Genomic DNA, 26,888 nt, shown 5'->3' with positions numbered 1-26,888 from the left:
ACGGACTGAGCTCCGGCGCGGAGGCCGCCCGGGCCGTCACCGCGGTCCTCTCCGCACCCGAGCCGCCCACGGCAGTGCTCGCGGGCAACGAGGTCCTCGCGTTGGGTGTTCTGCCGGTGCTGCCCGCCGGCGTCGCGTTCATCGCCTTCGACGACTTCGCGCTGGCCGCGCAGCTGACCCCGCCGGTCACCGTCATCGCGCAGGACCCGGTCGCCCTCGCGACGAGCGCCGCGCATCTGCTGTTCGCCCGCATCCACGGGGACATCTCACCGCCCCGCAGGGTCGTCATGCCGACCGAACTGATCCCGCGCGGGTCGGGGGAGATCCCGGGGCCCGGTACGCCGCTCACGATTCCTCGGCGCTGACGGCTCCCGTCCCCCGTCCCGCGTACGGAATCGGCCGTCGGTTACGCGCGGGGCCGCTCGAAGGTGAGGAGCAGGCCCTCGACCGCGCCGGGACCTATCCGGCCCTTGACATCGGCGGCGGTGATCGCCTTCAGACCCCAGCCGTCCTCGGCGTGCTTGTTCAGGACCTTCTCCAGCTTGTCGCTGTCCAGCGCGTCGCCGATCAGCGACTCCCGGAAGCTGACGACCTTGTACTCGAACGTGTAGGCGTTGCTCATGGCTGCGATGTCCTCCTGTGCGTGCGCACGGTGTGCGGTGGGCGGGGTCAGCCAATCACGGGAGGACGCTCGCGCGCAGGCCGGGGGTGGTTTCGGGGCACGGCTGTCAACTGGGCCGGGGGACGGATGCGTTGAGCGGATCGGGGATCGAAAGGGCGCGCCCGGGTATGCCATCACGGCGCGCCGCGGCCGTGGTGTCACCCGGCACATGGCGGGGCGGGGACGTAGCGTGAACGGTGGCGCAGGCGGATGCGGACCGATCCCGTGGGGGAGCGATGTGCTGGAGTGCGAAGGCCGATCTCGTCGCGGGCGCGGGTGTCCTCGCCGTAGGGGTGGCCTGTGTGGCCAGGACCCGTCGGCCGGCCGATCTGCCGCTGGCCGCCCTGCCGTGGCTGCTCGGTGTCCACCAGATCGTGGAGTCGCTGGTGTGGGCCGCCGGCGGAGGCACCGGTGCCGCCACCCTCACTTGGGCCGTCATCGCGCTGCCGTTGCTGGCGGTGTGGGTTCCGGCGGGTGTGTGGTGCGCCGCGCCACAGCAGGCCCGGCCCCGGCTCGCCGTACTGGTGGCGATCGGGGTGGCCACGGCCGCGGTGCTCGCGTACGCCCTCGTCGCGCACCCGGTGACCTCAGAGATCCACGGCCACACCGTCGGCTACGTCGTCGACGTGCCGTACGCCCAACTGGTCATCGCCGGTTACCTCGTGGCGACGGTCGGCTCGCTGCTTCTGTCCGGTGACCGCGGGCTGCTGGTGCTGGGGATCCTGGTCACGGTCGGCGCGCTCGTCTGCTGGACGCTGTGGGAGCTGGAGTTTGTCTCGACCTGGTGCGCGGTCGCCGCGGTGTCCTCGGTGGTCCTGTACTTCTGGGTGCGCGGCCGGAACGGGGAGCCGGGGAAGCGACTGTACGCGGGTGTGTCGGGCGGCCGGTCCGCACGACCGTGACGAGGACGTGCGTGAGGCGAGTCCAGCGGTGTCCAAAGTGCCCCGCGTACAACTTCGTTGATGTCGGGCGGTGCTGTCGGGTTGGATGGCGCCATGGAACGCGTTGACGTAGAGCTGTTCACTGACGGCGGGAACGACGCCGTGGTCCGTCTGCCCGGTCGCCGGTTCCCCGGTGTGCTGATCCAGGGCGACTCCCTGCACATACTCCGCAGCGATGTCGCCGAGGTGGTGGAGGCCTGCGAGCGTGGCGACCTCGCCGAGGCGGGGGAGTCCGCGGGGCTTCTGCTGGCGGGCCTCGACGCGCTGCTGACCCGCTACTCCGTGGCGTTGGAGAGCCACAGCATCCAGCGGCCCTACTGACCCGGCCCGGCCGCGCTCACACCTCCCGGTGCTCGATGCCCAGCAGGCTCGCGGCGGCGCGGAAGTCGGCGGAGTGGTGGCCGAGAGCGAGGGACCAGTGGTGGCCCACTCCGGTGGCGCTCCACGCGTCGACCCACTCGCCGGGATCACGGCCGAAGTCGACCCGGCTGGTGGTGTTGCCGATCGCGAGCAGCGGTCCGGGTACGACGCTGCCCTCGGCGGTGACGAACGACAGGCTGCCGTCGGCGTCCTGGCCGAGGCCGAGGAGGGTGACGGGGCCGTGCTGGACGTCGAACTCGACGCTGACGCCCCAGCCGCGCTTGCCGTGATAGACGCCCAGACCGCGCAGCAGCGGGTCACGGGCGCTGACCGCGAGGTGCGCGGGCCCGTCGTGCCCCATCTCCACCACCCCGTCCTCGAAGTCGAGGGCCTGGATCTCGGTGAAGGAACCCCCGGCGCCGATGCTCTGCGTCGCCAACTGGGCCAGGCTGGTGCGGAGTTCGTACTCGCCGGCGGCCGGCACACCCCGGGCGGTGAGCAGCGAGGCACCCAGGATCATGCCGGCGCCGAGCCGTTCGTGCAGTTCGCCGTCGAGACCGCGGTGGTAGTAGGCGAGGGTGTCGAGGCCGAAGTCCTCGACGAGCCGGTCGAGCGCGACCGACACGGTCGCCCCCCACGCGAGGTCCTCGTCGACCACACTGTCGTCCACGGCGAAGATCCGCCGGGCGAGAGCCGTGCGTTCACGGGTCTCGGCCTCGCTCACCTGCTCCACCCGATGCCGTAGATCGTCGAACTCCAGCACCTCGACATGCGAGCCGAACGTCGCCGGTAGCAGCGTCAGATCGGTCGACACGTCGAGCATGCCGGGATACAGATGCCCCATCAGACCGTGCCGGGCGTGCCGGAGCGCGGCCCGGACCCGTGCCGCGCGGACCCACTGCTCGATGCGCCGCCAGGCCGACTCCTGGCGCAGCCAGCCCGACACGGACCGGAACGGGATGCCGGCCCGCCGGAAGACGTTGCCGACCTCGGGCACCGGGCACTGTCCGCAGTAGGCGAGCCAGGCGCCCGTGTCGAAGGAGGCGTGGTCCATCCGCTCGGACGGCTGGAGGTCGATGACCAGGACCGGGGTGTGCGAGCGCTGGGCGATCGGCAGGACCATCGACGAGGTCAGATACGTCGTCAGGAACAGCACGATCAAGTCGCAGTCCGCGCGCCTGAGTTGCTCGGCGGCGACCGCTCCTTCCTGGGCGTCGGAGATGAAGCCGACGTCGGTGACCTCCGCGTCCAACTGCCGGAAGCGGTCGGCGACGTACGCGGACGACTCCCTCAACTGCGGGAGCAGCCCCGGGAATTGTGGCCAGTAGGCGCCGAGTCCGCCCGCCACCAGTCCGATCCGGGTCCGGCGGCGGGTCACCGGGGGCAGCAACTCCCGCAGGGCGGCGGTGCGTTCCGCGGTCGCGGTGGTGGGTTCGGTCGTTGCCATGGACGATGTCCTTCCGGGGGCCTGTGTTCTTTCCGGGGGCCGGCGCGGAATCAGGTCCGGGCCACGCCCAGGCCCGGTGCCGGGGCGGTAGCGGTGTAGGGGGAGCGCCGGATGAGGACACGGATGACGTAGATGCCCGCGACCCCCGACGCCGCCATGCAGAGGGTGATCAACCACAGCAGCAGCGAGGCGCTGTAGTCCATCAGGGCGGGCGTGACGAACGCGACGCCCGCGAAGACCCCGCGCGACAGTGCGTAGGTGAGGCCCTGGGTGGTGCCACGGGTGTCCGGGGGCAGGGTGAGCTGCGACCACACCTTGTAACTGGCCTCCCCGGCAAAGGGGTTGGAGATCTGGTACAGCACGAAGAAGACGAGCATGCCGACCAGGGCGCCCGCCGTGACGGAGGCGATGCAGAACGCGACGACCTGCACGACCGTGAACACATAGAAGAGCCGGTCGCGCCAGGGGGTGTCGGCGAGCCGGACGAAGACGAAGGTCAGCACCAACGCGATCGGCAGGAACGCCAGGTTGATCCCGGTGGCGAGGCTTTGCGAGGCACCGCTGACGGTGACCAGCAGGTAAGTGCCGAACTGGCCGAAGGTGTTGGCGCCGATGCCCCAGGTGACGTAGTAGACGAAGGTCGCGACCATCGGCAGCAGCGCGGCACGGTTCCACACGTTCTTGAGCTCGATGCCGCGCGGGGCGGCCAGCGCGGCAGCCTCCTCCTGCTGTGCCGTCTCGGACGGCTCGGCCAGCTCCAGCCGGGCGCGGAGCAGGAAGGTGACCAGCGCGGCGACGACCAGATGGCCGGTGATGAACCGTGCCCCGGTCATGCCGGTGTCCGACAGGACGTAGCCGAGGAAGATGACGACGACGATGCCCAGCACCCACATGACCTGGGTGAACGACACGAGGCGGGCCCGGCCGTCGGCGGGCGCGGCGTCCGAGACCACGGCAAGGGACGTGGGGAGGTCGGCACCGGCGGCCAGTCCCGCGACGAGCACGCCGACGAAGAGCACGATGTCGTTCGGGGCCAGCGTGATGACGATCGCGCCCACCGCGTAGCAGAGGATGTCCAGGTTGTAGACGCGGCGGCGCCCGAACATGTCGGCGAGCCGTCCGCCGACGAGGGAGCCGACGGCGATGCAGCCCGTGACGATCGCGCTGATCGCCCCGGCCATCCACACGCCCATGTCGTAGTGGTCGCGGTAGATGGCCAGGTTGACGGCGATGCTGACGATGAGCGCGGCGTCCAGGTAGGAGGCCATGCCCGAGAGGGCCGCGACCTTCCACAAGTGCTTCGGGATGGGCTGTTCCGGGTGTTCCTGGGCAGGTGAGAATCGGCTCATGATGCGGCTCCTCGCGGCTCCGGGGCCGGGGTCGCAGTGAATATAGGGTTCAGAAAACGTTCCAACAAGCCCTCGTGCACCCATCCGTGGGAACAAGAACCGGCCTTCTTCCCGCCTCTCGCAACCGGTGCCAACATTGCAGGTGACAGACGATCGAGCCGACCATCGATCCGATGTAAATCGTTTTTGATCCGTGAGGGTGCCCGAGCCGTACTCGGAAGGACCGCCGTCGTGATCTCACCCGCGCTGCAGCAGCTCTTCGACGCTCCGCCCCGGGACTTCGGCCCCACCCCGCTGTGGTGGTGGTCGGGCGCCAAGGTCACCCGCGAGCGTCTCGACTGGCAGCTGCGCAGATTCGCGGACGGCGGCATCCACAACCTCGTGGTGATCAACCTGGCCCCGGCAGGCCCGAGTTTCGGCGCCCGGACCGACGACCCGCCGTGGTTCGGCGAGGAGTGGTGGGACCGCTTCACCGACACCTGTGGGATCGCCCGGGACATCGGCACCCGTCTGTGGTTCTACGACCAGATCGGCTTCTCCGGCGCCAACGTCCAAGGCGCCGTCACCCGGCGGCACTCGGCCGCCACCGGCCGGGCACTGCGCTCCCGCCGGGCCACTGTCTCGCGCGGCACGATCACCCCGCAGGGTGCCGAAACCCTCGTCGCAGCCTACGACTTGACGGGCCGTCGGCTACCCGTGGCCCTCGACTCTGGCACCTTCCGGATCACGGCCGCGGACGGCACGGACGTCCGGCTCGTCGTCGCCGTCCCCACAGCCTTCGACTATCTCTCCCCGCACGCCGTGGGACTGCTGCTGGACGCCGTCCACCACGAGTACGACCGCCGGGTCCCCGAGTACCTGGGCAACGTCATCGCGGGCAGCTTCCAGGACGAACTGCCCGCCACGAACTCCTGGAGCCCCCGCTTCCCCGAGGAATTCCGCGCCCGCCGCGGCTACGACCTCCTCGACCACCTGCCGGCCCTCTTCGGCCGGGCGGACGCCCGCGCGGCGAAGATCCGCGCCGACTACTACGCCGTCCGCGCCGAACTCACCGAAGAGGCCCTCTTCAAGCCCCTGGCGGCCTGGCACGAGGAACGCGGCATGCTCGTCGGTGCCGACCAGAGCAACCCCGCGCGAGCGGGTTTCCCGGCCCAGTCGACCCAGATCTACACCGACTACTTCCGCACCCACCGCTGGTACGGCGCCGTCGGCAGCGACCACCACGGCGACTCCAAGGTCCACTCCTCCATGGCCCACCTCTACGGCCATGAGCGAGTCTGGATCGAGGCGTTCCACTCCTCCGGCTGGGGCGGCACCCTCGCCGACACCTACGACTGGCTGCTGCCGTTCCTGCGCAGCGGCGCCAACCTGTACAACCCGCACGCCAGTTACTTCGGCACCGCGGGCGGCTGGTTCGAGTGGGCGCCGCCGTCCACCGACTGGCGCCAGCCCTACTGGCAGCAGTACCCGGCGTTCTCCCGGGCCGTCGCCCGGATCTGCTCGATCATGTCCTGGGGCACCTACAGCGCCGACGTCGCGGTTCTGCACCCCACCGCCACCATGCAGGCACTCCTCCCGCTGGACGCACCCGTCCACCACTTCGGCGACGGCCGCCTCGGCGACGACCACGCCGACGTCGACGAGACCCAGGAGCACTACCTCGGCCTGTGCGGCACGAACAACTGGCTCGGCCCGCGCGTCGGTTCACTGGACCGGCACCGCATCTCCTTCGACGTCATCGACGACGCCTCCGTGCAGCGCGCCACGGCCACCGAAGGCGCTCTGCGCGTCGGGGAGTTGACGTACCGTGCCGTGCTGCTGCCCTCGGCGAGCGTCCTGGAGGAGGAGACGGCACGCCGGCTGACCCAACTCCTCGACGCGGGCGGCCGGGTGGCGGTCGTGGGCCGTCCGCCCGCCTCGGCCGCCGGTGTGGCCGGTGACGACTCCGTCGTCGCGGCGCTGCTGAAGCACCCGCGACTGGAGCGGGCGAGCGATGCCGAGGGCGGAGCGGCGACGGTGGCCGACGCGGCCGGACACGCCACCGGCGAGGTGCCCTTGCTCGTCAGGAGAAGGGGAGCCGAGGCGGTGGCCCTGGTGACGGGCGCCTTCCCCGACGCCCGCACGCTGCCGGGAGACGCCGACCACGAGGCGGACCCCGCCCGTTACGCCCGCCGTTCGACCGTCACCGTGCACGCCGAGGTCGCCGAGGCGGAGATCTGGAACCCGGCGACCGGCGCCCGACAGCGGGCGGACGTCACGGTCCGCGACGGCCGTTCGACCATCGCGGTGCCACTGGAAGGCGCCCCCGCCGTCCTCGTCGTATGGCGCGAAGGCACCCCGCAGACGCTCCCAATGGCCGCACCGCCGCCGAGGCCGGAGCGGACGGCCGACGTCTCGGACGGCTGGGAAGGACGCCTGGTCCCCACCATGGACAACACCTGGGGCGACCTGGCGCTCCCGGCGGGCGCGTCCGTCGCCGTACCGCAGATCTGGACCATGCGCTGGACCGAGACGGCCGGTCCCGACGCCAACTGGCAACCCGCGCGAGCGACTTACGGCAACCGGGTCCGCATCCTGCCTCCGACGCCCGCCGCCCGGGCCCCCGAACCGCTGGACGGGCCCGGCGTCGAACGGGTCCTCGCCGACGACCTGCCCCTCACCCCCTCGGACGAGGACTGGCGGGTCTCGCTGTACTCGTCGAGCCGTGGCATCCCGGAGCCGGACGGCCTGCTCGGCAACAAGGGGCTGGTGACCGAGGAGTTCGTGCGCGTCCCCGTGCCCGGACCCGGGACGGTCGCCCGCGTCCGGGCGATCGTCGAGACGGACCACCGCGGACCCGCCGATCTGCACGTGGGCGCCGCGGCCGTCAAACGAGTGTGGTGGAACGGCGAACTCCTGGACACCGCCGCCGGATACCTCGCCACCTCACGCGTGACGGTCGTACGGCCCCGCAATGTCCTCGAATACGAACTGGGCGAGGCCCAGGACCGCCCGTTGCTGATCTCCGGCGCCGCGGGCACACCCTTGGGCAGCTACTTCTGCCTGACCGGACCGGACGGATTCGCCTCGCGCCCACAGTTCATGTGCCTGCCCGAGGACGTACGACCGCACGGCGGCGTCACGTATCGCGGCCGTCTGCACGCTTCCGGACAGGCGGCACTTGTCGTGGGTGCCGCGGTGGGTGTCACCGTGCTGCTCGACGGGTCGGTCGTCGCACGCCAGGAGAAGGCGGAGTACTACGAGTCCGACTGGGGCGCCGTACCGATGTTCTTCCGTCACCAACTCGCCCTGGAGGAAGGCGAACACGTACTGGAGGTGGTGGCCGACGCCGTCCACCCGCGCGAGGCGGTGTTCGTCGACTGCGTGGCCCGCGCGGGGTCCGAGGTGAACTCCCTGACGAGCGGCGCCGGTTGGGAGGCCGAGACAGGGGAGTGGCGGGGTCTGACAGTCGAACACGACGGCCGGTGGGGGGAGTTGCAGCACTGCTACGCGGCCGTACGACCGCACCCGTTGCCGGAGACCGAGTGGCTGACCGGCGCACCGGTGCTGGGTGCCGCCGTACTGCCCCTGCGGTCCACTGACACCGTCCGGCCCCGAGCGCAGCGCTTCCGCTTCACCGTGCCGCCGGGCACCGTATCGCTGGAGCTGCCGCTGGAGTCGGCGGCGAAAGTGCGGTGGATTGGTGACGGTGGCGAAAGGCCCCTCGACGGCGAGGTGCTGACGCTGGATCAGCCGCTGTCGGAGGCAACGGAGTTGGAGATCGTCACCGAGCCCACGGCCGTCCTGCGGGGCGGCTCCGCCTGGCGCGGACCAGTGCGCGTCACTACCGTGCCGGCGCGACTGCCGCTGGGGGACTGGCAGTTGCTGGGGCTGGGCGGCTGGAGCGGTGGCGTGACGTATTCGCGGGAGGTCGAGGTGCCGGACGGGGCGGACCCGGTACTGGACCTCGGGCGGGTGCGTGGCAGCGTGTCGGTCGCCGTCGACGGGGAGTGCGTCGGCGAGGCTTTCTGTCCCCCGTACCGCTTTCAACTCCTGGGTGCCGCAGGGCGGACGGTCCGGCTGGAAGTGACGGTCAACAACACCCTCGCCCCCTACCTGGCGGAAGCCACCCCCACCGCCTGGGCCTTCCCGTCCCAGCTCTCGTCCGGGCTGCTGGGTCCCGTGACGCTAAGAACTCCGATCTGACAGGGGACGCGTGGAGTCGCGCAGGACGAGGTCGGGGGCGAACACCCTTGTCTCGTGGGCGTGTTCGGCGCGGGCCTCCACCTCGTCGAGCAGCATCCCCACGGCTGCCCGGCCGAGCTCCTCGACCGGTTGCCGTACCGTCGTCAGGGTCGTCCCCACGAAGCTCGCGATGTCGAGGTCGCCGTAGCCGACCACCTGCACCTCCTCGGGTATGCGCACTCCCCGCTCACCCAGTCCACGGCACAGCCCGGCGGCGAGGAAGTCGTTGGTGCAGAAGACGCCGTCGGGCAGTTCTTCGAGGCCACGGGCGATCTCCAGGCCGTACGCCACCGTCATCTCGTCGGCGACGATCTGGCGCAGCCGCGCCTCACGCTGGGTGCGGACGGCCTGGCGGGCACCCTGGTGGCGGTCCGCGCACTGCACTATCCCGCGTTCGCCGTTCACGACGAGGATGTCGCGCGCCCCGCGGTCCAGCAGGTGTTGCACGGCGATCCGGCCGCCGGCGATGTCGTCGACGGAGACGGAGCAGCCGTCCTGGGCCGACAGCGCGCGGTCGGCGAGCACCAGCGGGATGCCGCGTTCGCGCAGCCGGGTGAGGCGGGTGGGATCGGCGCCGAGCGGCACGACCACCGCACCGACGGCCCGCTGCTCGACCAGCATCGTGAAGTAGCCCTGTTCCCGCTCGGGATCGTCTCCGCTGTCGCAGAGCACGAGCGAGTAGCCGTGGTCGTAGGCCGCGTCGGCCGCACCCCGTGCGATGCGCGAGTAGAAGGAGTTGGCCACGTCGGGCAGCACCAGCCCGATCGAGGACGAGTGCCCGGTGCGCAGGCCGGCAGCTCCTGGGTGCGGCACGTAGTCGAGGGCGGCGACCGCGTCACGGACCCGCTCGGCGGTGCGGGCGTTGACCCGCTCGGGCCGGTTCAGGACATTCGACACCGTGGACACCGAGACTCCCGCGGCGGCTGCGACATCCTGAATACGGGCGGGGCGAACCTGGATGACGTCCACCCCCCTCGCTCTGACAGGCGCGCGACCAGGCACGACACGGTCCTCATGGGCGGCGACAGTCTACCTCGGGGGGTGTTGGAACGTTTTGCGCGGGCCTTGGCACCGAACGCAGACCCAGTCGTGATCAACGGGGCTAGCATGGCCGCATGGCTGAGGGTGTTGGGGCCGATGGTCCGATGGAGGGCGACCGCCCGCTGAGGCGCGATGCCGCCCTCAACCGGGAGAAGATCCTGCGTGCCGCCCGGGAGGTCTTCGGCCAGCACGGGCTGGGGGTCACGCTCGACGACGTGGCCCGGCACGCCGGCGTCGGGGTCGGCACCGTGTATCGGCGCTTCCCCGACAAGGACACCCTCGTACGGGCCCTGTTCAAGCAGGATTTCGAGATCCGGCAGGAGGCCGCTCGGCGGGCGCTCGCCCATCCGGACCCGTGGCAGGGGTTCGTCGACTTCCTCACGGAGATGGGGGCCGACCTCGCCGAGAACCGTGGCCTGCACGAAGTGGTCATGTTGGGGAGCCACAGTTCCGAGCCCATGGAGACCGTGCGGGGCGGCATGCTCCCCTTCCTGGAGGCCCTGATCCGGCGGGCCCAGGAGAGCGGGGATCTGCGCCCGGAGATCACTCCCTCCGACATCCCCGTCATGATGCAGATGCTGAGCGCCGCCAGTCAGTTCACCCAGGGCAAGCGGCCCGACATCTGGCGGCGCTGCATCGAGATCCTGCTGAACGGCGTCCGGCAGCGTCCCGACAACCTTCCCCTGACGACACCGGGCCTGGGCAACGAGACGGTGGAGCAGGTGATGGGGCTGGTCCGGCCGGTCCCGACACAGGAGTAGCAGGTCTGCCGTACGTACAGACCTGCCATCCGTGTCTTCAGGAGGACGGTCCCCAGTCCTCGCCGCTGGGAGTCGCGGAACTCGGCGTCGTCAGAGGCAGGTTGACGAATGACGCGGCCTGCGGGGAGCGTTCGACGGTGTAGACGCCGCCGGCCAGGTTCGCCAGCTCCTGCGGGGTCGGGGCGACGGGGAAGTGGAAGTCCGCCGGCGGCTGGCTGTCGATACTGATCCGGATGCGGTAACCGGCCGGAATCCTGGTGAAGTTCGACAGGAGCGAAATGTCGTACCTGGTCGTCTGTCCCGGGGTCACCGGACGCTGTGACGCCTGGGTGAAGGGGTGGCTCGGTTTGAGCAGGGTGCCGTTCTCGCCGTACCAGCTCTCCTGGGTGTCCAGCGCGCGCTGACTGCCCAGGAGGATTCCGTCGGCCTGCTTGGTCACCGTCCCGTCCGGCGCGACGATGCTCAGCTTCGCCGAGAGTTCGGTCTCCGGTGTCGTCGACCTGGCGTAGAGAGTGACGTCGGTCGGGCCGTCCAGCAGGGCCGCCCTGGTGAGCGGGGCAGTGGTGTAGGTCAGCGTGTTGGCCGCGGTCGCCGTGCTCCAGGTGAGGGTGTCGCTGCCTTGTCCGGTCGGCTTGTCGGTGGTGAGTGAGCTGTCGCCAAGGTAGTAGGTCCGGGCGTCGGAAGACAGCGGCCATGCGGCGCTGTCGACCCAGCTGCTCGCGCCGTTCTCGAACAGGTGCAGCGGTGTCGAGGTGTCTGCCATGCCCGTGGGCGCGTTCTTGAGCCAGGTGTCGAACCACTCCAGGCGAATGGCCTGCAGCGTCGCCTCGTTGACGTGTTCTCCGTGGGTCCAGGGCCCGACGATCGCCTGGTAGCGGCCGGTGACGGCTTCACCCGGTGCGATCGGATCGGTCAACGGCCGGTGGTAGTAGGCGTTTTGGGCCGCCACGTAGGCGCCGAGGTTGCCACCGGGGAAGAGGTCGTTCCAGCCGGCCTCGGACAGCGCCGGAATGTTGTTGGCCACGATCCGCGGCATGAGCTTCTGTACGTCGAGGGCCTGCCAGTACGCGTCGTCGTAGGAGCGTGAACCGCCCGAAGCCTGCTGGGCGATGGTCACCGACTGCGGGTCGGTGGCGGGATCGTCCTCGGGGCCGCGCGGCTCGGCCTGGGCGATGCCGGCCACGAAGAAGGTGGGGATACCGCCGTTGGCGGTGAGGTCGTTGTAGAGGTCCGAGTCGGTGCAGAACGGTGTGATGGCCTTGAGCGCGGAGTTCTTGCCCACGGCCGCCGCGGTGAACCACTGGTTCACCCCGAGGTAGGAGCAACCGTCAAGCCCCACCTTGCCGTTGGACCCCGACAGAGTGTGGGCCGCCCAGTCGACGAGGTCGGCTCCGTCCTTGCCCTGCCGGTCGCCGAACCAGTCGAGCTGTCCGCCGGACTCACCGGTGCCGCGGACCGCGGACGCCACGTAGATGTAGCCGCGCTGCACGAAGTAGGTGCCGTTGTCGGTGGGATCGGAGCGCTGCGTGCCGTAGGGATTCTGGGTCAGGAGCACGGGGAACGGGCCCGACGCGCGCGCCCCGGTGCTCGGGTCGGTCGGATAGACCACCTCGACGGCGATCTTCACACCGTCGTCCATGGTGACGGTGGTGTGGACGGGCGCGCTCGCCGTGTAGGTGGCGGCGGGCGGCTGCCAGGTGGCCGCCTGCGCGGGGAGGGCGGTGGCCGTCGTCTGCCCGGCCGCGACCAGGAGGAGCACCGCGGCGGCGCTGCCGAGCGCGGAGTATCCGTGGGACGACTTCAGCCGGTCTCTTGCCTTGGGCTTCTTCATGTGGCTCCTTGAGGTGGCGGAGGGTTCCTCCTCACGCCGTCTGCGGGACGGCCTGCCGGTCGCCGTTCAGGGCGAAGAGCGGGAACACGGTCCGTCCGCGTACCTCGTTGGTCAGCTCGGCCAGCACCAGATAGAAGGCGACGGCGGCCAGCGCGATCTCGACATAGCCGGCGGTGTGCAGCACCGAATCACTCGGGACGCCCGCACTCGAAGCCCCCAGGTAGGCGATCACCAGCAGCACGATCGTCAGCGTCAGCAGGGCGAACGCGCTCACCGTCACCGCGTTGGTGCCCAGACTGGCGACGGCGAAGACCAGCGTGACGACGAGCCAGGCGAGCAGGAACAGCCCCAGCGACTGCATCACCGCATGACCGCCCTGAGCCGCCGCGGCCTCCGCCGTGGCCCCATGGGCCTTCGCCGCGGCTGCCGCGTTGCCCGCGATGTGCGGTGCCGCCCAGAACTCGATGACGGTGTAGCCGAGCCAGAACGCCCCGTACGCCGTCAGGAAGGAGGCCGCGAACGTCGCACCGGCGGCCAACGCGAAGAAGCCAGCGACGAGTTGGACGATGCCGCCGTAGAAGAAGGTCCCCGCCAGCACGATCGTGCCGTCGGCCGCGTCGATGACGCCGGCGGTGTGCAGGCCCAGGATGAGCGAGCACCACGCGAACCCGGCCGCTCCCACGGCTGTCGCGTGACCGATGTGGGAGGTGGTGCCGGTGGACACCGGCGGGCTCTGGGCATCGTGAAGCGACACTTCAGCCATAGTGATCACCCTTCTGGAATGCCGACAGCCGGGGCGTCCGACCCGGGCCGTCAACCGAATGGTCGGTAGTTTGGGAACGGCCGGTTGAGGCTGTCAAGGGATCGAACCGAAGTGGAAAACGCGCTCTGCACGGCCTCGATGGCGGGCATGGGGCGGCGATTGGCAGCGCGGAGGGCGTCTCGGCGTCGGCATCGTCGCAGGTGGGAGGAGGTGTCCACCGTTCGTGTCGGCGAGCCGGGACGTGGGGCTTCCGGGGCCGAAGGAAGTGGAGATATATTCTCCGAAACGAGGAGGGCTGGTGTCCTCGGGAGCGGCCGGGGGAGGAGGCGGCAGGAAGTGTTCGCACGAGCGGCTGGGCCATGCCCGTCCCGGGTGTCGCTGCGCCTTCCGGGGGCGTTGTCAGTGGGCGCGGGCACACTGGCGGCATGGACTCGAATTCGCCCACCGCCATCGATGTGTCACCCACCTCCCCTGTCTGGGTGGAGTCGATGGGCGGGCCCTTGATAGTCGTCCCCGTCTCCGCGCTGGCCGCATGGCACGGGTGCACGGAAAGCGGTGTCATGGCGGGCGACGCCACCGCTCCGGACGACTACGACCGGGCCTGCGCGGTGGACGATCCGGTCGGCGTGATCACCGTCGGCGGGAGCGGTGCGCAGGCGCTGGTGCTGGCGGACGAACCGGCCACCAGCTGCTATCTGCCTGAGCACCGAGCATTCCTGCGGTGGTTCGGCGCCGACTCCGAGGCCGGCCTGATGGCCGCGGCGGAGGCGGTGCTCGCGGATCCCGCCACCCCGTGGGAAGAGTGCGGCACGTGGGTGTCGGACGGACCGGCCGTGCTCATGGACTCCGCCGAAGCGGGTGCCGAGCTGGGCGTCGAGTATCCCGATGGCGGGCTGCCCGCCGAGGCGCCGGTCCCGCTGCCCGCCGGCCGCTGGACAGTCCGGGCCGTCCAGGTCAAGGCGGACGAGGGGAACCGGGTCTGCCTGGTCCACCTCCTGCCCGCCGAGCCCTCCGCCTGATCGAGGAGCGCGGCTACAGGTAGCGAAGGAGGAGCCGGGCGCTACGACGTTCTGCCGGGCGACTGCGTCTCAAGTTGCGTGTCAGGGGTGTCCGTGGTGCTCGGCTCCTCCGCGCCGGTCTCCTTGCTGGGGGCCCCTGTTGGACCCCCGGCGGGATCCACGGCATGCCCCGCGCGAAGCTGGTCGGCGGCCCAGCGCGCCCACTCCTGTTCCAGGACCCGCTGGCGAATGCCGTGTTCCAGGACGAGCCTCCCGCACACGGTCAGCATGTCCTTGTCCCAGTCCTCCGTGTCCCGCAGGGCGACAAGGGTGTCGTGCTCCTTGGCCGAGGCCTCCGCGTGGTCGAGGAGTCGCTGTACGGCCTCGTCGCGTGGCAGGAGTCCCAGGAAGAAGGTCTGCAGAAGCATCGGGTTGCGCTGCGGCCTGCTCTCCCGGCTCTCGGTCAGCCAGCGCACCGTCTCCGCGTGCCCCTCGGGGGTGAGCGAGTACTGCTTGCGCCCCCGGGGACCCTCCTCCGTCACCTTGATCAGACCTGTCGCGTCCAGCTTGGTCAGCTCGCCGTAGATCTGGCTCTGCTTGGCGGGCCAGACGTATCCGAGCGAGGTGTCGAACATCTTCAGCAGGTCGTAGCCGCTGCCGGGGCGGAAGACGAGGAGGCCCAGGAGGGCGTTGCGGAGGCTCATGCCGACAACCCTAACCCGTGTCACTCCAATATTGACAGGTCGAAAACTACCCCTGCGGATTCTGTGTGCCGGACGGGGAGGCCGCGTGGAGGTCGGACGTGGCCTCGGAGGTTCGTGCAGGTAGGGCCTGTTCGGGTCCGTGGGGGCGGCGTGGCGGTGGACTTTCGTTCAATATTCCATTCTTGACATGTTGATTGCGGAGCATCTAGCTTCCACCTGTCAAAGTTGGAACATCGAACTGCGAGGACAGACATCGTGGGCATCATGGGCTATATGCGTGGGTTCATCCCATGGATCGTGGCGGGCTTCGTCTCCGCCGTCGACTGGCGCTGGGGCGCGGTCGCCGGCTGTGTCTCCGGCCTCCTGCTGCTACTGCAGGACCGGCGCAGGGGAGTGGCGATGGACGCGATGATCCTGGAGATCAGCACCATCATCTACTTCGTCATCATCGGAGCGATCGCCTTCAGCTCGCCCGACTCGTCCGTCCAGGACCACAGCGACGTCATCTCCTTCGTGTGGCTCGCCGGTACGGCCTGGGGCAGCATGGCTCTCCGCAGCCCCTTCACGCTGGGGATCGCCCGCCGGCAGACGCCCGAGGAGTACTGGAACACCCCGGGATTCCTCTCCGTCAACAACGCCATCACGGCCGCCTGGGGAGCCGGGTTCACCTTCATCGCCGTCGTGCTGGCCATCGGCAACGCCATCGACGCTCCCGCCTGGGTCGGCATCACGGCCCATGTCGTCGGCCTGGTCGCCCCCGCGGTCTTCACCTCGATCTATCCCAAGCGGGTCCAGGCGCGCCTCGAAGCCCTGCTGGCAGCGGACGCCTGACCGTCATCCGAAGGAAATTCCCTGTGAGTACAGACAAGATCCCTCAGCACCTCGCCGGAAACTTCGCCCCGGTTCCCGACGAGATCACGGTCACGGAACTGAAGGTGACCGGAGCCGTCCCGCCGGAACTCAGCGGCTGGTATCTGCGCAACGGCCCCAACCCGCACGAGGCGGCCTCGGCCCACTGGTTCACCGGCGACGGGATGGTGCACGGCGTCCGCCTCGACGGCGGCCGGGCGACCTCGTACCGCAACCGCTGGGTCCGCACCCCGACCCTCGCCACGGGCGCCCAGGTCTACGGCCGCGACGGCGAGATGAACCTCGCCGCGGGCGTCGCCAACACCCACGTCATACGGCACGCGGGCCGCACCCTCGCCCTCGTCGAGACGTCGTTCCCACAGGAGTTGAGCTGCGAGGCCGGGCGCGAACTGGACACGGTCGGCCCCTACGACTTCGACGGCCGCCTGCGCACCCCGATGACCGCCCACCCCAAGACCTGCCCGGTCACCGGTGAGCTCCACTTCTACGGATACGGAGGGCTGTCGGCGCCCTACCTGACCTATCACCGAGCCGACGCCAGTGGCGAGTTGACCGTCAGCCGGCCGATCGACGTCCCGGCGCACACGATGATGCACGACTTCTACCTGACCAGGAACCATGTCGTCTTCATGGACCTGCCCGCCGTGTTCAGCATCGAGCGGGCCATGGATCCGAACGGAGGCATGCCGTACGTCTGGTCCGACACCTATGGAGCCAGGCTCGGGGTGCTGCGCCGGGACGACCCGCACGGGGACATCCGCTGGTTCGACATCGACCCCTGCTACGTCTTCCACACCCTCAACTCCTTCGAGGAGAACGACGGTCGGCGTCTCGTCCTGCTGGGCATGCGCTACCCGTCGCTGCGGGACGGCGTCACGGTGGCGACGGCGGCTCACTTGTGGCGGTGGACGATCGACCTCGTCACCGGTGCCGTCGCGGAGGAGCAACTCGACGACCACCCAGGCGAGTTCCCCCGCATCGACGACCGACTCGCGGGCCTCCCGGCCGACTTCGGTCACGCCACCGCGGCGCCCGTCCCGGAGCTTCCGCAGTACGACCCGGACGAGTCGCGTGCCGCGATCCACCGGTACGACCTCCGCAAGTCGAGCGTCGCCAGCCACTACTTCGCGCCGGGACGCTTCCCGGGCGAGGCGGCCTTCGCCCCTGCCGACGATCGACCCGGCGGCCCCGGCTGGCTCATGACCTATGTCTACGACGCCTCGACCGACCGGAGCGACCTGGTGATCCTCGACGCCGACAACCTCGCACGGGAGCCGGTGGCCACCATCCATCTGCCCCGACGGGTGCCCGCCGGATTCCACGGCAGTTGGCTGGCGGACGCCTGACCCACGTGAACGGTGAACCGTCCTCCGGGCCCCGTGCTCGGAGGACGGCTCCCGCCGAAGGGCCGCGAAGAGCCGGACGGATGCCGAAAGGGATCGTGTGATGGGGGAAGTCGTCGAAGCGGCGCGCCTGGAGGACGTACTGCTGACGCGTGCGGCCCAGTCCGGTGAAGTCGACGCGTTGGGACGGCTGTTGGAACGACACCGGGCCGGGATGCGCGCGGTGGCCCTGAGCATTCTGGGGCCGGGTGCGGATGCCGACGATGTGATGCAGGACGCGGCGCTCACGGCGCTGCTGCGGATCGGCGATGTCCGTGATCCGGCGGCGGTGGGGGCGTGGCTGCGGATGATCGTGCGCAACGCCAGCCGGTTGGTGCTGCGGGAAGCGGTCCTGGTCCGGCCGGTGAGTGAACTGCCAGTGGTGGCAGCACAGTTGGGCCCGGAGCAGTGGCTTGAGCGGAACGCGCTGCGGGACTGGGTCTGGGAGGCTCTGGCGGAACTCTCCCCGGCGCTGCGGATGCCCCTGCTGCTCCGTTACTTCGCCACCGGAGTCACCTCGTACGAACGGATCGCGGTCGCCTGCGGGATTCCGGTCGGCACCGTGCGCAGCCGGCTGAGCCAGGGCCGGGCCAAGATGGCGACCGCACTCGCCGCCACGGCGGACACCCCGCACGGCCCCGCCGAACAGCGGATCCGGGCCGGCCGCGCAGAGGCCCACGAGCTCCTCGCCGCCGCCGAAGGAAGTACGGTTCCCCGCCTCCACCCGGATCGGCGCGTCGCGGGCCCGGTTCAGAATTCCTCGCTGAACTCCCGGAAGTAATGGCCCTCTTCGATGTCCGGGACCAGCGCGAGGTGCGTCGGGTTCCATCCGGTGCGCTGTCGGGTGAGCACGCTCGACGCAGGGTTGTCGAGCGACACGAATGGGGCGAGGAAACCGGCGAAGTGGCGGCTCGCCTCGTCGGGAGCCAGGCTGAGGGCCGGGACCTTCAACCGGCGGCCGATGGCCCGCGCGACATCGCGGAACGGCACCCCCTCCTCGGCGACGGCGTGGAGGCGGGTGCCGGCCGGGGCGGATTCCAGGGCCAGCCGGTACAGGGTCGCCGCGTCACGTCGGTGCACCGACGGCCACCGGTTCGATCCGTCGCCGACGAACGCGGACACACCGGTCGTACGAGCGACGTCGATGAGTGCCGGGACGAATCCGCGTGCGTCCCCTCGGCCGTGCACGGTCGGTGCCAGCCGTACGGAAGACGAGCGCACCCCGCGCTCGGCCAGGGCGATGACGGACAGTTCGACCTGGAGCCGTGGGGCCGTGACGACGGTCGGGACAGTGGGGGTCTCCTCGGTGAGCAGGTGCCCCGGGGTGCGGCCGAGGACCCCCGAGGTGACCACGAAGGCCTTGTCCGTGCCTGCCAGTTCGGCGCCGATCGCCTCCACCGCGTTCAGTTCTGCCTTCGCGCGGGCGGCCGGGTCGGTGGTTTCGGAGATGTGCTGGTTCGCGGCGTAGATGACGCCGTCGGCCGCCGCGACGCCGGCGCGCAGGCTGTCGCCGTCCGCGATGTCACCACGGTGCACGGCGACGCCGGATCGCGTCAACGCCTCGGCGGCCGAGTCCGAGCGGGCGAGGCCGACGACCTGGTGCCCCGCTCCGAGGAGTTCGCGGACGACCGCGGATCCGATGTAGCCCGTCGCGCCCGTAACGAAAACACGCACAGTGGAGATCCCTCGGGTCGGTCCGGGTCGACCCGGCGGCGGAGGGCGGCGGGCTCGCGGACCACGTTAGGAACGGCGGGGCGCGGGTGTCCAAGGCCTGTGCGGCATACGGCGATACACGGCAGGCATGACCTGGGGGAGGGGACGGCGCGAGACGGCCACGACGCCGGGACCCATGACCTCGGGTCCCAGCGTCGCGTCGTCCTGCCCACGATCCGTCAGCCCGTCACGAACGGTCTCGACCGTTCAACGTGCCTACGGGGCAGATCAGTTGATGTGGTAGCTGTCTCCATAGACCTTCCAGGACAGCGGCGTGTTGAGGTCGAGATTGCCGTTGCGGAGGAAGACGCGCTGTTCGGTGTCGACGCGGGTGGTGTCGCTGTGGGCCTCCTCCTGCTGCATGGCCCACACCCGTGCGTCGAGGAAGGCGTTGAGGTACGTCGTCTCGTTGCCGCCCTGGGCCGGCGGCTTGGCCGAACGCAGGGCGCGGGCGCGGATGTTGCGGAAGCTGGTGGGGTCGTCGCCGTCGCCGTGCATGACGATGGCGTCGTAGTACGTGAACTGGCCCAGCACACGCAGCCCGTCGGTCTTGCCCTGGCTGACGGCGGGGTTGAAGTACACGCGGTCGCGCTCGTCGTTCTGCGCCTGCTGGAACACCGTGTCCTGGGCCGCCGTGCGCCAGTCCTTGGGGAAGTTCGGGTCGAGGCCGGAGTGCGAGTCGGTGCCGTTGACGTTGCGGAGTGCGGGCAGGTACTTGGCGAGGACGTTGCCGGGCTTGCGGGTCGCGTAGAGCTGGACGAGGTCGAGCATGTCGCCGGTGCCGGAGCAGAAGCCGATGATCCCGGCGGTGTAGCCGCGGCCGTCGCCTATGTCCTCGATGTACTTGTACTGGGCCTTCCAGTCGAGGGAGGAGTTCTCCGCGCTCGACACCAGCTGCATGGCGATCTCCTTCTTCGCCGGGTCGTCGAGGCCGATCGCACGGACTGCCGGAGAGGCTGCCGAGGCCTGCGGAGTGCGCAGCAGAGGTACTGCCGTGAGCGACACGCCGAGGAGCGCGAGGAGCGTCCGGCGCGAGGGGCTCGCCGGCTCGGGGGTCGCTGAGGCACGGAACGGGTGGACCACTGGGACTCCAAATGGTGGTGGGGGGTGGGGAGTTGGTCGTGCCGCCGAACTGATAGGAAACTTAACTATCAGAGGTTCGGCGAGGAGGGCACCCACCTGGAGTCAAGTTCGTAGATATGAACGAGAGTCGAATGGCTGCGCGAGGGCGATGCTTGACGGTTTGCCCTCCCTTGTCGCACCGGCCACTTCGATGAGGCGAGACTCCCGAGCCATCCGGCGCCCCCGTATTTCGTGGATGTTGCGCGAAGCCTTGACGCGTCCGGCCTCGTTGCGTAGGTATGACTGCGCAGTCATGACAGCGCAGTCATACACCGGACTGGGGCTAGGATTCGGCTGCCGGAGATCGGGAGACACCATGACACCAGTGGCAGGACGCGGCGCGGGGGCCGCGCCGCGCAGCGTGGATGTGGCGCGCCTGGCGGGCGTGTCGCAGAAGACGGTGTCCCGGGTCATGAACGACGAGCCGTACGTCTCCGAGGACGTACGCCGTCGCGTCCTGGCGGCGGCCGACGAACTCGGCTACCGCTCGAACAACGCGGCCCGCGCGCTGGCCTCCGGCCGCACCCGGTCCATCGGTGTCGTGACGCTGGGCACCGCCCTGTACGGTCCCGCCTCGCTGCTCATGGGCGTCGAGCGTGCCGTACGGGACACCGGCTACGCGCTCCGTGTGGTCAACACGATGGAGGGCGAGTCGGCGGGCATCGCCGGTGCCGTGGACTCGCTCCTGGACCAGGGCGTGGACGGCATCGTCATCTCCGAGCCGATCGAAGAGGAGGGCGGTGCGGGGCTGTCCGCGCGGGTCGACGTGCCGGTCCTCGTCCTCGGCGCACCTCCGCCCTTCGCGGCCCCGCACGTTGTGACGGGCGGGATTGTCTCCGGTCAGATGGCGCGGGCGGCCACCGAACACCTGCTGGAACTGGGCCACACCACGGTCCACCACCTGGCGGGTCCCCAGCGCTGGTACTCGGCCCGGGACCGCCTCGACGGCTGGCGCGCCGCGCTCGTCGCCCACGGCCGGGCGGAACCTCCGGTCGTCGAGGGCGACTGGTCGGCCGCGTCCGGCTACGCCGCCGGCCGTGAACTCGTCGCCGACCCCACCGTCACCGCGGTGTTCGCCGCCAACGACGACATGGCGATCGGTCTGATCCGCGCCCTGACGGAAGCCGGCCGGCGCGTCCCGGAGGACGTCAGCGTGGTCGGTTTTGACGACACCCCGGTCGCCGCGTATGTGACGCCGCCGTTGACCACGGTGCGTCAGCCGTTCGACGCGATGGCGCAGGACGGTCTGAAGCTGTTGGTGCATGCCATCGAGAACCCTGAGTCGGATCCGCTGCCGATGACCGACCCGCCGGTCGAACTTGTTGTCCGGGCGTCGACGGCGGCGCCGCTCCGTTAGTTGCCCTGCTGGGTCTGCGGGTTTTTGTCCGCGGGCCGGTGGGGGCTGGTCGCGCAGTTCCCCGCGCCCCTAAAAGGGGCGCCTCTCTCCACCGGAGTTTTCTCAGCACGCCGTCGGTCGGTGTGCCGGTCCCTCATACCCTTTCTCGGGAGTTCACCATGTCCGGATCCATCTCCAACTCCTCCTCGTCCCTGAGCCGTCGGGGCTTCCTCGCCGCCACCGGCGCGCTGTCGCTGGCCGCCACGCTGTCCGCCTGTGGCGGCGACAGCGGTGGTTCGAGCGGCTCGTCTAGCAAGCCGGTCAGTCAGGCCGACATCGACAAGGCGATGAAGACCCCGACCCAACTGACGTTCTGGACCTGGGTCCCGAACATCGACAAGGAGGTCGCGCTCTTCGAGAAGAAGTACCCGGCCGTCAAGGTGAAGGTCGTCAACGCCGGTCAGGGCACACCCCAGTACACCAAGCTGCGCACCGCGCTCAAGGCGAACAGCGGTGCCCCGGACATGGTGCAGATCGAGTTTCAGGCCATCCCGACGTTCACCATCACCGACAGCCTGCTGGACCTCCGTCCCTACGGTGCCTCCGCGCTCAAGTCGACGTTCGTGGACTGGACTTGGGGGCAGGTCAGCGGCAGTGGTGGCGAGATCTGGGCGATCCCGCAGGACACCGGCCCCATGGGCATGCTGTACCGCAAGGACATCTTCGACCAGCACGGCATCCAAGTCCCCACCACCTGGGACGAGTTCGAAGCTGCCGCCCGCAAGCTGCACAAGGCCGACCCGGACGTCTATCTCACCAACCTGGCCGCCAACCAAGTCGCCGCCTGGCACGGCCTGTTGTGGCAGGCGGGCGCCAAGCCGTACGTCACCTCCGGCAAGAGCGACATCACCGTCAGCGTCGACGACGCGGTATCGAAGAAGCTCGGCGAGTACTGGGGCACGCTCGCCAAGGACGGTGTGATCGGCGTGGAGCCGGACTTCACCGACGCCTGGTACGCGGCCCTGAACAAGGGCAAGTACGCGACCTGGCTCACCGGCGCCTGGGGCCCGGCCTTCCTCTCCGGCTCGGCGAAGGCCACCTCGGGCAAGTGGCGCGCGGCCCCGCTCCCGCAGTGGGACGCCGCCAAGCCCAGCTCGGGCAACTGGGGCGGCTCGACCACCGCGGTCATCCGCTCCACCAAGAACCCCATCCAGGCAGCGGTGTTCGCCCAGTTCCTCAACAGCGACCCCACCAGCGCCAAGATGTTCGCCACCGAGCAGTTCTTCTTCCCCGCGACCAAGCCCCTTCTCTCCGAGGCGAGTTTCCTCGCCGACGCCCCCGCCTTCTACGGCGGCCAGAAGGTCAACCAGGTCTTCGCCGACATCAGCGCTCAGGTCGACCCCGCCTTCCAGTGGCCGCCGTTCCTCGACCGGGTCGCCACCGACTGGACCGAGACCGTCGGCAAGTCCCTCGCGGACAAGTCCGACACCGTCGGCGCGCTCGGAGCGTGGCAGTCGCGCATCACGACCTTCGCCAAGAGCCAGGGCTTCACGGTCAAGGGAGGCTGACGATGGCCACCACCACAGCGCCGTCCCGTACGAAGGCCCCACCCCGCCGACGCCACGGCACCGCAGGAGCCCTGTTCATCGCCCCGTTCATGGTGCTGTTCCTGCTCCTCTTCCTCGCCCCGCTCGGCTACGCCGCCTACCTGAGCCTCTTCCAGGAACGCCTCATCGGCGGCTCGACGTTCGTCGGCCTGGACAACTACGTGACCGCCCTCAAGGACCCCCAACTCCTCAAGGGCATAGGCCGAGTCGCCCTGTTCTTCGTCATCCAGGTCCCCGTGATGCTCCTGTTCGCCCTGTGCTTCGCACTCGCGCTGGACAGCGGCCTGCTACGGCTCGCCCGGGTGATCCGCCTCGGCATCTTCGTCCCGTACGCCGTCCCGAGCGTGATCGCCACGCTCATGTGGGGCTACCTCTACGGCCCCGACTTCGGCCCCTTCGCCCAGATCAGCCACGACCTCCATCTGCCGGCCCCGCACTTCCTCACCGACAGCTGGATGCTCGGCAGCCTCGTGAACATCGTCACCTGGGAGTTCGTCGGCTACAACATGATCATCCTGTACGCCGCCCTGCGCACCATCCCCGCCGAGCTGTACGAGGCCGCCGCCATGGACGGCGCCGGCGCCTGGCGGATCGCCTGGTCCGTCAAACTCCCGGCGCTGCGACCGGCGTTGACCCTCACCCTGCTGTTCTCCGTGATCGGCAGCTTCCAACTGTTCAACGAACCAAAACTGTTGATGAAGGTCGCACCGGCCGTCATCGACAGCTCCTACACCGCCAACCTCTACGCCTACTCCGTCGCCTTCATCAGCCAGCAGACCAACTACGCGGCCACCGTGTCCTTCATCCTCGGGCTGGTCATCGTGATCGTGTCGTACGCCTTCCTGCTCACGGCGAACCGCAGGAGGACCTCATGACCACCGTGACTCCCGCGGTCCCGAGCGCCCCGAAGACGCGGGGACTTCCCGTCGAGGCCTGGACACGACGGCGCCGGTCGTCGTCGACCCGCCGTCGCAGCACCCCGCTCACGATCGCCATGCTGGCCGCCCTGGCGTACTTCCTGCTCCCGCTGTGCTGGCTGCTGATCGCGTCGACCAAGAGTACCCAGGACCTGTTCAACAGCTTCGGCCTGTGGTTCTCGCACGCGCCGCAGCTGTTGTCGAACGTGAAGGCCACCTTCACCCAGGACGACGGCGTGTTCGGGCGCTGGCTGCTCAACACGGTCCTGTACGCCGGGGTGAGCGCGCTCGGCGCCGCGCTGCTCGCGGCGGCGGCCGGCTACGGCTTCGCCAAGTACCGGTTCCGCGGTCACGGCGCGGCCTTCAACCTCGTCCTCGGCGCGATCATGATCCCGACCACCGCCCTGGCGATCCCCACCTACCTGCTCTTCGCCAAGGCGGGCCTGGTGAACACCCCTTGGGCGGTGATCCTTCCCTCCCTCATCAGCCCCTTCGGCCTCTACCTCATGCGGATCTACGCCGAGGACGCCGTCCCCGACAGCCTCGTCGAGGCCGCCCGCATGGACGGCGCCGGAGAACTCCGTATCTTCTGCACGATCGCGCTGAGGCTGCTGGCGCCCGGCCTGGTGACCGTCATCCTGTTCACGCTCGTCGCCACCTGGAACAACTACTTCCTGCCGTTGATCATGCTCAACGACCCGAACCTGTACCCCATCACGGTCGGGCTCTCCTCCTGGGCCGACCAGGCGCAGAACGGCGGCGCCGGAGCCAGCAGCGACATGCTCCCCCTCGTCGTCACCGGCTCCCTGATCTCGATCGTCCCGTTGGTCCTGGCCTTCCTGATGCTCCAGCGGTACTGGCAGAGCGGCCTGGCCACCGGCGGCGTCAAGCAGTAGCCCGTTCCAACCCCCCCCAACACCCCCTGCGCTCCGGAGGTTTGTCCATGGCGGATCTGCCCGCCCGCGTTCTGTTCGGCGCTGCCTACTACCACGAGTACCGGCCCGCCTACGGCCCGGACGTTCGGCCCGACGAGCAGCTCAAGACCGATCTCGACCTGATGGCCGAAGCGCACTTCACCGTCATCCGGATCGGCGAGTCGGTCTGGTCGACCTGGGAGCCCGAGAACGGCCGTTTCGAACTCGACTGGCTGCAACCGGTGTTGGACGGCGCCCACGAGCGCGGCATCTCCGTCGTCCTCGGCACTCCCACCTACGCGGTACCACCGTGGCTGGCCCGCCAGTACCCCGAGATCACCGGCGAGCGGCGCACCGGCGAGCGCATCGGCTGGGGCGCCCGGCAGGAAGTCGACTTCACCCACCCCGCGTTCCGCTTCCACGCCGAGCGGATCATCCGCAGGGTCGTCGCCCGGTACGCCGACCACCCGGCCGTCATCGGCTTCCAGGTCGACAACGAACCGGGCCTGGAGCTGTTCCACAACCACGGCGTCTTCCAGCGCTTCACCGACTACCTGCGCGCCAAGTACGGCGACGTCGAGACCCTCAACCGCGAGTGGGGTCTGGTCTATTGGTCCCACCGCCTGTCCACGTGGGCCGACCTGTGGACCCCGGACGGCAACGTACAGCCCCAATACGACGTAGCCTGGCGGGAGTTCCAGGCCGGCCAGTGCACCGAGTTCATCGGCTGGCAGGCCGACATCGTCCGCGAGTACGCCCGCCCCGAGCACTTCGTCACGACCTGTATCTCCTACACCCGCCCCGCAGTTGAGGACGACGAGCTCACCGACCGTCTCGACATCGCCACCGGCAACCCGTACTACGACATGCAGGACGGCCTGCTCCTGCCCGACCCCACGCCGGACACCCACGAGCAGAAGTGGAAGACCACCGGCGTCTGGTCGCTCTACCAGACCGCCGACTGGATGTTCTCCTCCCGCCAGGAGCCGTTCCTGGTCACCGAGACCAACGCCAACTCCATCGGCATGGCGTGGGACAACCGCCCCGCCTACGACGGCCAGTGGCGCCAGGCAGCCTGGGCTCTCGTCGGCCGCGGCGCCCGCATGATCGAGTACTGGCAGTGGCAGACCCTGCGCTTCGGCGCCGAGACCTACTGGGGCGGAGTCCTCCCGCACAGCGGCCGACCGGGCCGTACATACGCCGAACTCGCCCGGCTGGGTGGGGAGTTCGAGGCCGCGGGCCCGCTCGTCGCGGGCCTTGAGCCGGACTCCGACATCACGATCGTCTACTCCACTCCCAGCAAGTGGCTGATGCAGAAGCATCCGCCCCTCGCGACCCCGGACGGCGAACCGGACCCGGCCGCCTACCACCGCATCCTCGACCCCTTCTACCGCGGCGCCTTCGACGCCGGCCGGCAGGTCCGCGTCGTCCACGCCCGCCAACTGCACGACCCGCGGGGCGAACGGGACGGCCTGGCCCCAGAAGAGGCCGCCCGGCGCCATCCCGTCCTCGTCGTGCCCGCCCTGTATCTCGCCGACGACACCACGCTCGACTGGTTCGCCGCCTACGCGCAGGCCGGCGGCCACCTGGTCCTCGGCCCCCGCACCGGCTACGCCGACCACGAGGCACGGGCCCGGCACGAACCGGCCCCCGCCCGTCTCACCGACGCGGCGGGAGTGTCGTACGACGAATTCAGCAACCTCAAGGACCCCGTGCCCGTCCGCCCGGTGTCCGGCAGCCCCCTCCCGCTGCCCGGGACGGCGACGGCGACCCAATGGGTGGACGGCCTGACCGTCGCCGACGCCGATGTTCTCGCGACGTACGAGCACCCGCACTTCGGGCGTTGGCCCGCGGTGACCACCCGCCGTCACGGGGAGGGCCGGGTCACGTACGTCGGCACCGTGCCCGGCCGCGATCTCGCCCGTGCGCTGGCCGAGTGGCTGGCGC

Annotated in this window: 23 protein-coding genes; 14 read left to right on the top strand and 9 right to left on the bottom strand. The window is 69.9% G+C overall.

Going from position 1 to position 26,888, the window contains the following annotated elements; genetic code table 11:
- On the top strand, positions 1–365 hold a 365-nt coding region (locus tag R6V09_RS12705; protein WP_317881505.1), incomplete at its 5' end, for a substrate-binding domain-containing protein.
- Positions 366–406: 41 nt separating this feature from the next.
- Here R6V09_RS12705 and R6V09_RS12700 read toward each other — a convergent pair.
- The gene (locus tag R6V09_RS12700) at positions 407–622 is read right to left on the bottom strand and encodes a DUF4177 domain-containing protein (RefSeq protein ID WP_019056094.1); all 216 of its coding nucleotides are present in this window, start codon (positions 620–622) and stop codon (positions 407–409) included.
- Positions 623–897: 275 nt separating this feature from the next.
- On the opposite strand from R6V09_RS12700, the gene R6V09_RS12695 reads away from it, so the two are divergent.
- Positions 898–1,563 carry a DUF6629 family protein gene (locus R6V09_RS12695; RefSeq protein ID WP_317881504.1) on the top strand — a complete coding sequence of 222 codons (666 nt, stop codon included), beginning with the start codon at positions 898–900 and terminating at the stop codon, positions 1,561–1,563.
- Between the two features lie 93 nt (positions 1,564–1,656).
- Positions 1,657–1,923 carry a DUF6959 family protein gene (locus R6V09_RS12690; RefSeq protein ID WP_317881503.1) on the top strand — a complete coding sequence of 89 codons (267 nt, stop codon included), beginning with the start codon at positions 1,657–1,659 and terminating at the stop codon, positions 1,921–1,923.
- Between the two features lie 16 nt (positions 1,924–1,939).
- On the opposite strand, the gene R6V09_RS12685 is transcribed toward R6V09_RS12690, so the two are convergent.
- Both R6V09_RS12685 and R6V09_RS12680 read right to left on the bottom strand, forming a co-directional pair.
- Positions 1,940–3,409, bottom strand: a complete 1,470-nt coding sequence (locus R6V09_RS12685) for an L-fucose/L-arabinose isomerase family protein (RefSeq protein WP_317881502.1) — start codon at positions 3,407–3,409, stop codon at positions 1,940–1,942.
- A gap of 50 nt (positions 3,410–3,459) precedes the next feature.
- Positions 3,460–4,758 carry an MFS transporter gene (locus R6V09_RS12680; RefSeq protein ID WP_317881501.1) on the bottom strand — a complete coding sequence of 433 codons (1,299 nt, stop codon included), beginning with the start codon at positions 4,756–4,758 and terminating at the stop codon, positions 3,460–3,462.
- Positions 4,759–4,989: 231 nt separating this feature from the next.
- On the opposite strand from R6V09_RS12680, the gene R6V09_RS12675 reads away from it, so the two are divergent.
- The gene (locus R6V09_RS12675) at positions 4,990–8,943 is read left to right on the top strand and encodes a glycosyl hydrolase (RefSeq protein ID WP_317881500.1); all 3,954 of its coding nucleotides are present in this window, start codon (positions 4,990–4,992) and stop codon (positions 8,941–8,943) included.
- Here R6V09_RS12675 and R6V09_RS12670 read toward each other — a convergent pair.
- Complete coding sequence (locus tag R6V09_RS12670) at positions 8,926–9,951, bottom strand: LacI family DNA-binding transcriptional regulator (RefSeq protein WP_317881499.1); 1,026 nt, start codon at positions 9,949–9,951, stop codon at positions 8,926–8,928. The genes R6V09_RS12675 and R6V09_RS12670 overlap by 18 nt on opposite strands.
- Before the next feature lie 146 nt (positions 9,952–10,097).
- On the opposite strand from R6V09_RS12670, the gene R6V09_RS12665 reads away from it, so the two are divergent.
- Positions 10,098–10,784, top strand: coding sequence for a TetR/AcrR family transcriptional regulator (locus R6V09_RS12665; RefSeq protein WP_317881498.1), 687 nt, complete (start codon positions 10,098–10,100; stop codon positions 10,782–10,784).
- Positions 10,785–10,821: 37 nt separating this feature from the next.
- Here R6V09_RS12665 and R6V09_RS12660 read toward each other — a convergent pair whose 3' ends face one another.
- Both R6V09_RS12660 and R6V09_RS12655 read right to left on the bottom strand, forming a co-directional pair.
- On the bottom strand, positions 10,822–12,615 hold the full coding sequence (locus R6V09_RS12660) for a CocE/NonD family hydrolase (RefSeq protein ID WP_317881497.1): 1,794 nt from the start codon (positions 12,613–12,615) through the stop codon (positions 10,822–10,824).
- 31 nt (positions 12,616–12,646) lie between these two features.
- Positions 12,647–13,378: a GPR1/FUN34/YaaH family transporter gene (locus tag R6V09_RS12655; RefSeq protein WP_317881496.1), complete on the bottom strand. Its 732-nt coding sequence runs from the start codon at positions 13,376–13,378 to the stop codon at positions 12,647–12,649.
- 425 nt (positions 13,379–13,803) lie between these two features.
- Here R6V09_RS12655 and R6V09_RS12650 point away from each other — a divergent pair, with 425 nt between their 5' ends.
- Positions 13,804–14,397 (top strand): Imm21 family immunity protein, encoded by a 594-nt coding sequence (locus R6V09_RS12650; RefSeq protein WP_317881495.1) that lies wholly within the window; start codon positions 13,804–13,806, stop codon positions 14,395–14,397.
- 41 nt (positions 14,398–14,438) lie between these two features.
- On the opposite strand, the gene R6V09_RS12645 is transcribed toward R6V09_RS12650, so the two are convergent.
- On the bottom strand, positions 14,439–15,080 hold the full coding sequence (locus tag R6V09_RS12645) for a PadR family transcriptional regulator (RefSeq protein ID WP_317881494.1): 642 nt from the start codon (positions 15,078–15,080) through the stop codon (positions 14,439–14,441).
- A gap of 273 nt (positions 15,081–15,353) precedes the next feature.
- Here R6V09_RS12645 and R6V09_RS12640 point away from each other — a divergent pair, with 273 nt between their 5' ends.
- From R6V09_RS12640 to R6V09_RS12630, 3 genes are all read left to right on the top strand, one after another.
- The gene (locus R6V09_RS12640; RefSeq protein WP_317881493.1) at positions 15,354–15,911 is read left to right on the top strand and encodes a hypothetical protein; all 558 of its coding nucleotides are present in this window, start codon (positions 15,354–15,356) and stop codon (positions 15,909–15,911) included.
- Positions 15,912–15,934: 23 nt separating this feature from the next.
- Entirely contained in the window at positions 15,935–17,296 is a 1,362-nt protein-coding gene (locus R6V09_RS12635; protein WP_317881492.1) for a carotenoid oxygenase family protein, read from the top strand.
- A gap of 100 nt (positions 17,297–17,396) precedes the next feature.
- On the top strand, positions 17,397–18,113 hold the full coding sequence (locus R6V09_RS12630; protein WP_317881491.1) for an RNA polymerase sigma factor: 717 nt from the start codon (positions 17,397–17,399) through the stop codon (positions 18,111–18,113).
- Here R6V09_RS12630 and R6V09_RS12625 read toward each other — a convergent pair.
- Both R6V09_RS12625 and R6V09_RS12620 read right to left on the bottom strand, forming a co-directional pair.
- The gene (locus R6V09_RS12625; RefSeq protein ID WP_317881490.1) at positions 18,083–19,006 is read right to left on the bottom strand and encodes an SDR family oxidoreductase; all 924 of its coding nucleotides are present in this window, start codon (positions 19,004–19,006) and stop codon (positions 18,083–18,085) included. The two genes, R6V09_RS12630 and R6V09_RS12625, sit on opposite strands and share 31 nt — an antisense overlap.
- Positions 19,007–19,273: 267 nt before the next feature.
- Positions 19,274–20,128 carry a chitosanase gene (locus R6V09_RS12620; RefSeq protein WP_317881489.1) on the bottom strand — a complete coding sequence of 285 codons (855 nt, stop codon included), beginning with the start codon at positions 20,126–20,128 and terminating at the stop codon, positions 19,274–19,276.
- A 355-nt stretch (positions 20,129–20,483) separates the two neighbouring features.
- Here R6V09_RS12620 and R6V09_RS12615 point away from each other — a divergent pair, with 355 nt between their 5' ends.
- The 5 genes from R6V09_RS12615 to R6V09_RS12595 form a co-directional block, all read left to right on the top strand.
- Positions 20,484–21,524 carry a LacI family DNA-binding transcriptional regulator gene (locus R6V09_RS12615; protein ID WP_317881488.1) on the top strand — a complete coding sequence of 347 codons (1,041 nt, stop codon included), beginning with the start codon at positions 20,484–20,486 and terminating at the stop codon, positions 21,522–21,524.
- A 158-nt stretch (positions 21,525–21,682) separates the two neighbouring features.
- Positions 21,683–23,071 (top strand): ABC transporter substrate-binding protein, encoded by a 1,389-nt coding sequence (locus R6V09_RS12610; protein ID WP_317881487.1) that lies wholly within the window; start codon positions 21,683–21,685, stop codon positions 23,069–23,071.
- A gap of 2 nt (positions 23,072–23,073) precedes the next feature.
- The gene (locus tag R6V09_RS12605) at positions 23,074–23,985 is read left to right on the top strand and encodes a carbohydrate ABC transporter permease (RefSeq protein ID WP_317881486.1); all 912 of its coding nucleotides are present in this window, start codon (positions 23,074–23,076) and stop codon (positions 23,983–23,985) included.
- Complete coding sequence (locus tag R6V09_RS12600; RefSeq protein WP_317881485.1) at positions 23,982–24,923, top strand: carbohydrate ABC transporter permease; 942 nt, start codon at positions 23,982–23,984, stop codon at positions 24,921–24,923. Before R6V09_RS12605 ends, R6V09_RS12600 begins: the two co-directional genes overlap by 4 nt.
- Positions 24,924–24,970: 47 nt before the next feature.
- The coding region (locus tag R6V09_RS12595; RefSeq protein ID WP_317881484.1) for a beta-galactosidase at positions 24,971–26,888 on the top strand (1,918 nt) is incomplete at its 3' end.

Source organism: Streptomyces sp. W16 (assembly GCF_033194735.1).
Taxonomy (GTDB): Bacteria; Actinomycetota; Actinomycetes; order Streptomycetales; family Streptomycetaceae; genus Streptomyces.
The sequence above is the reverse complement of the archived record's forward strand: the minus strand, read 5'-3'. Positions and strand labels throughout refer to the sequence as shown.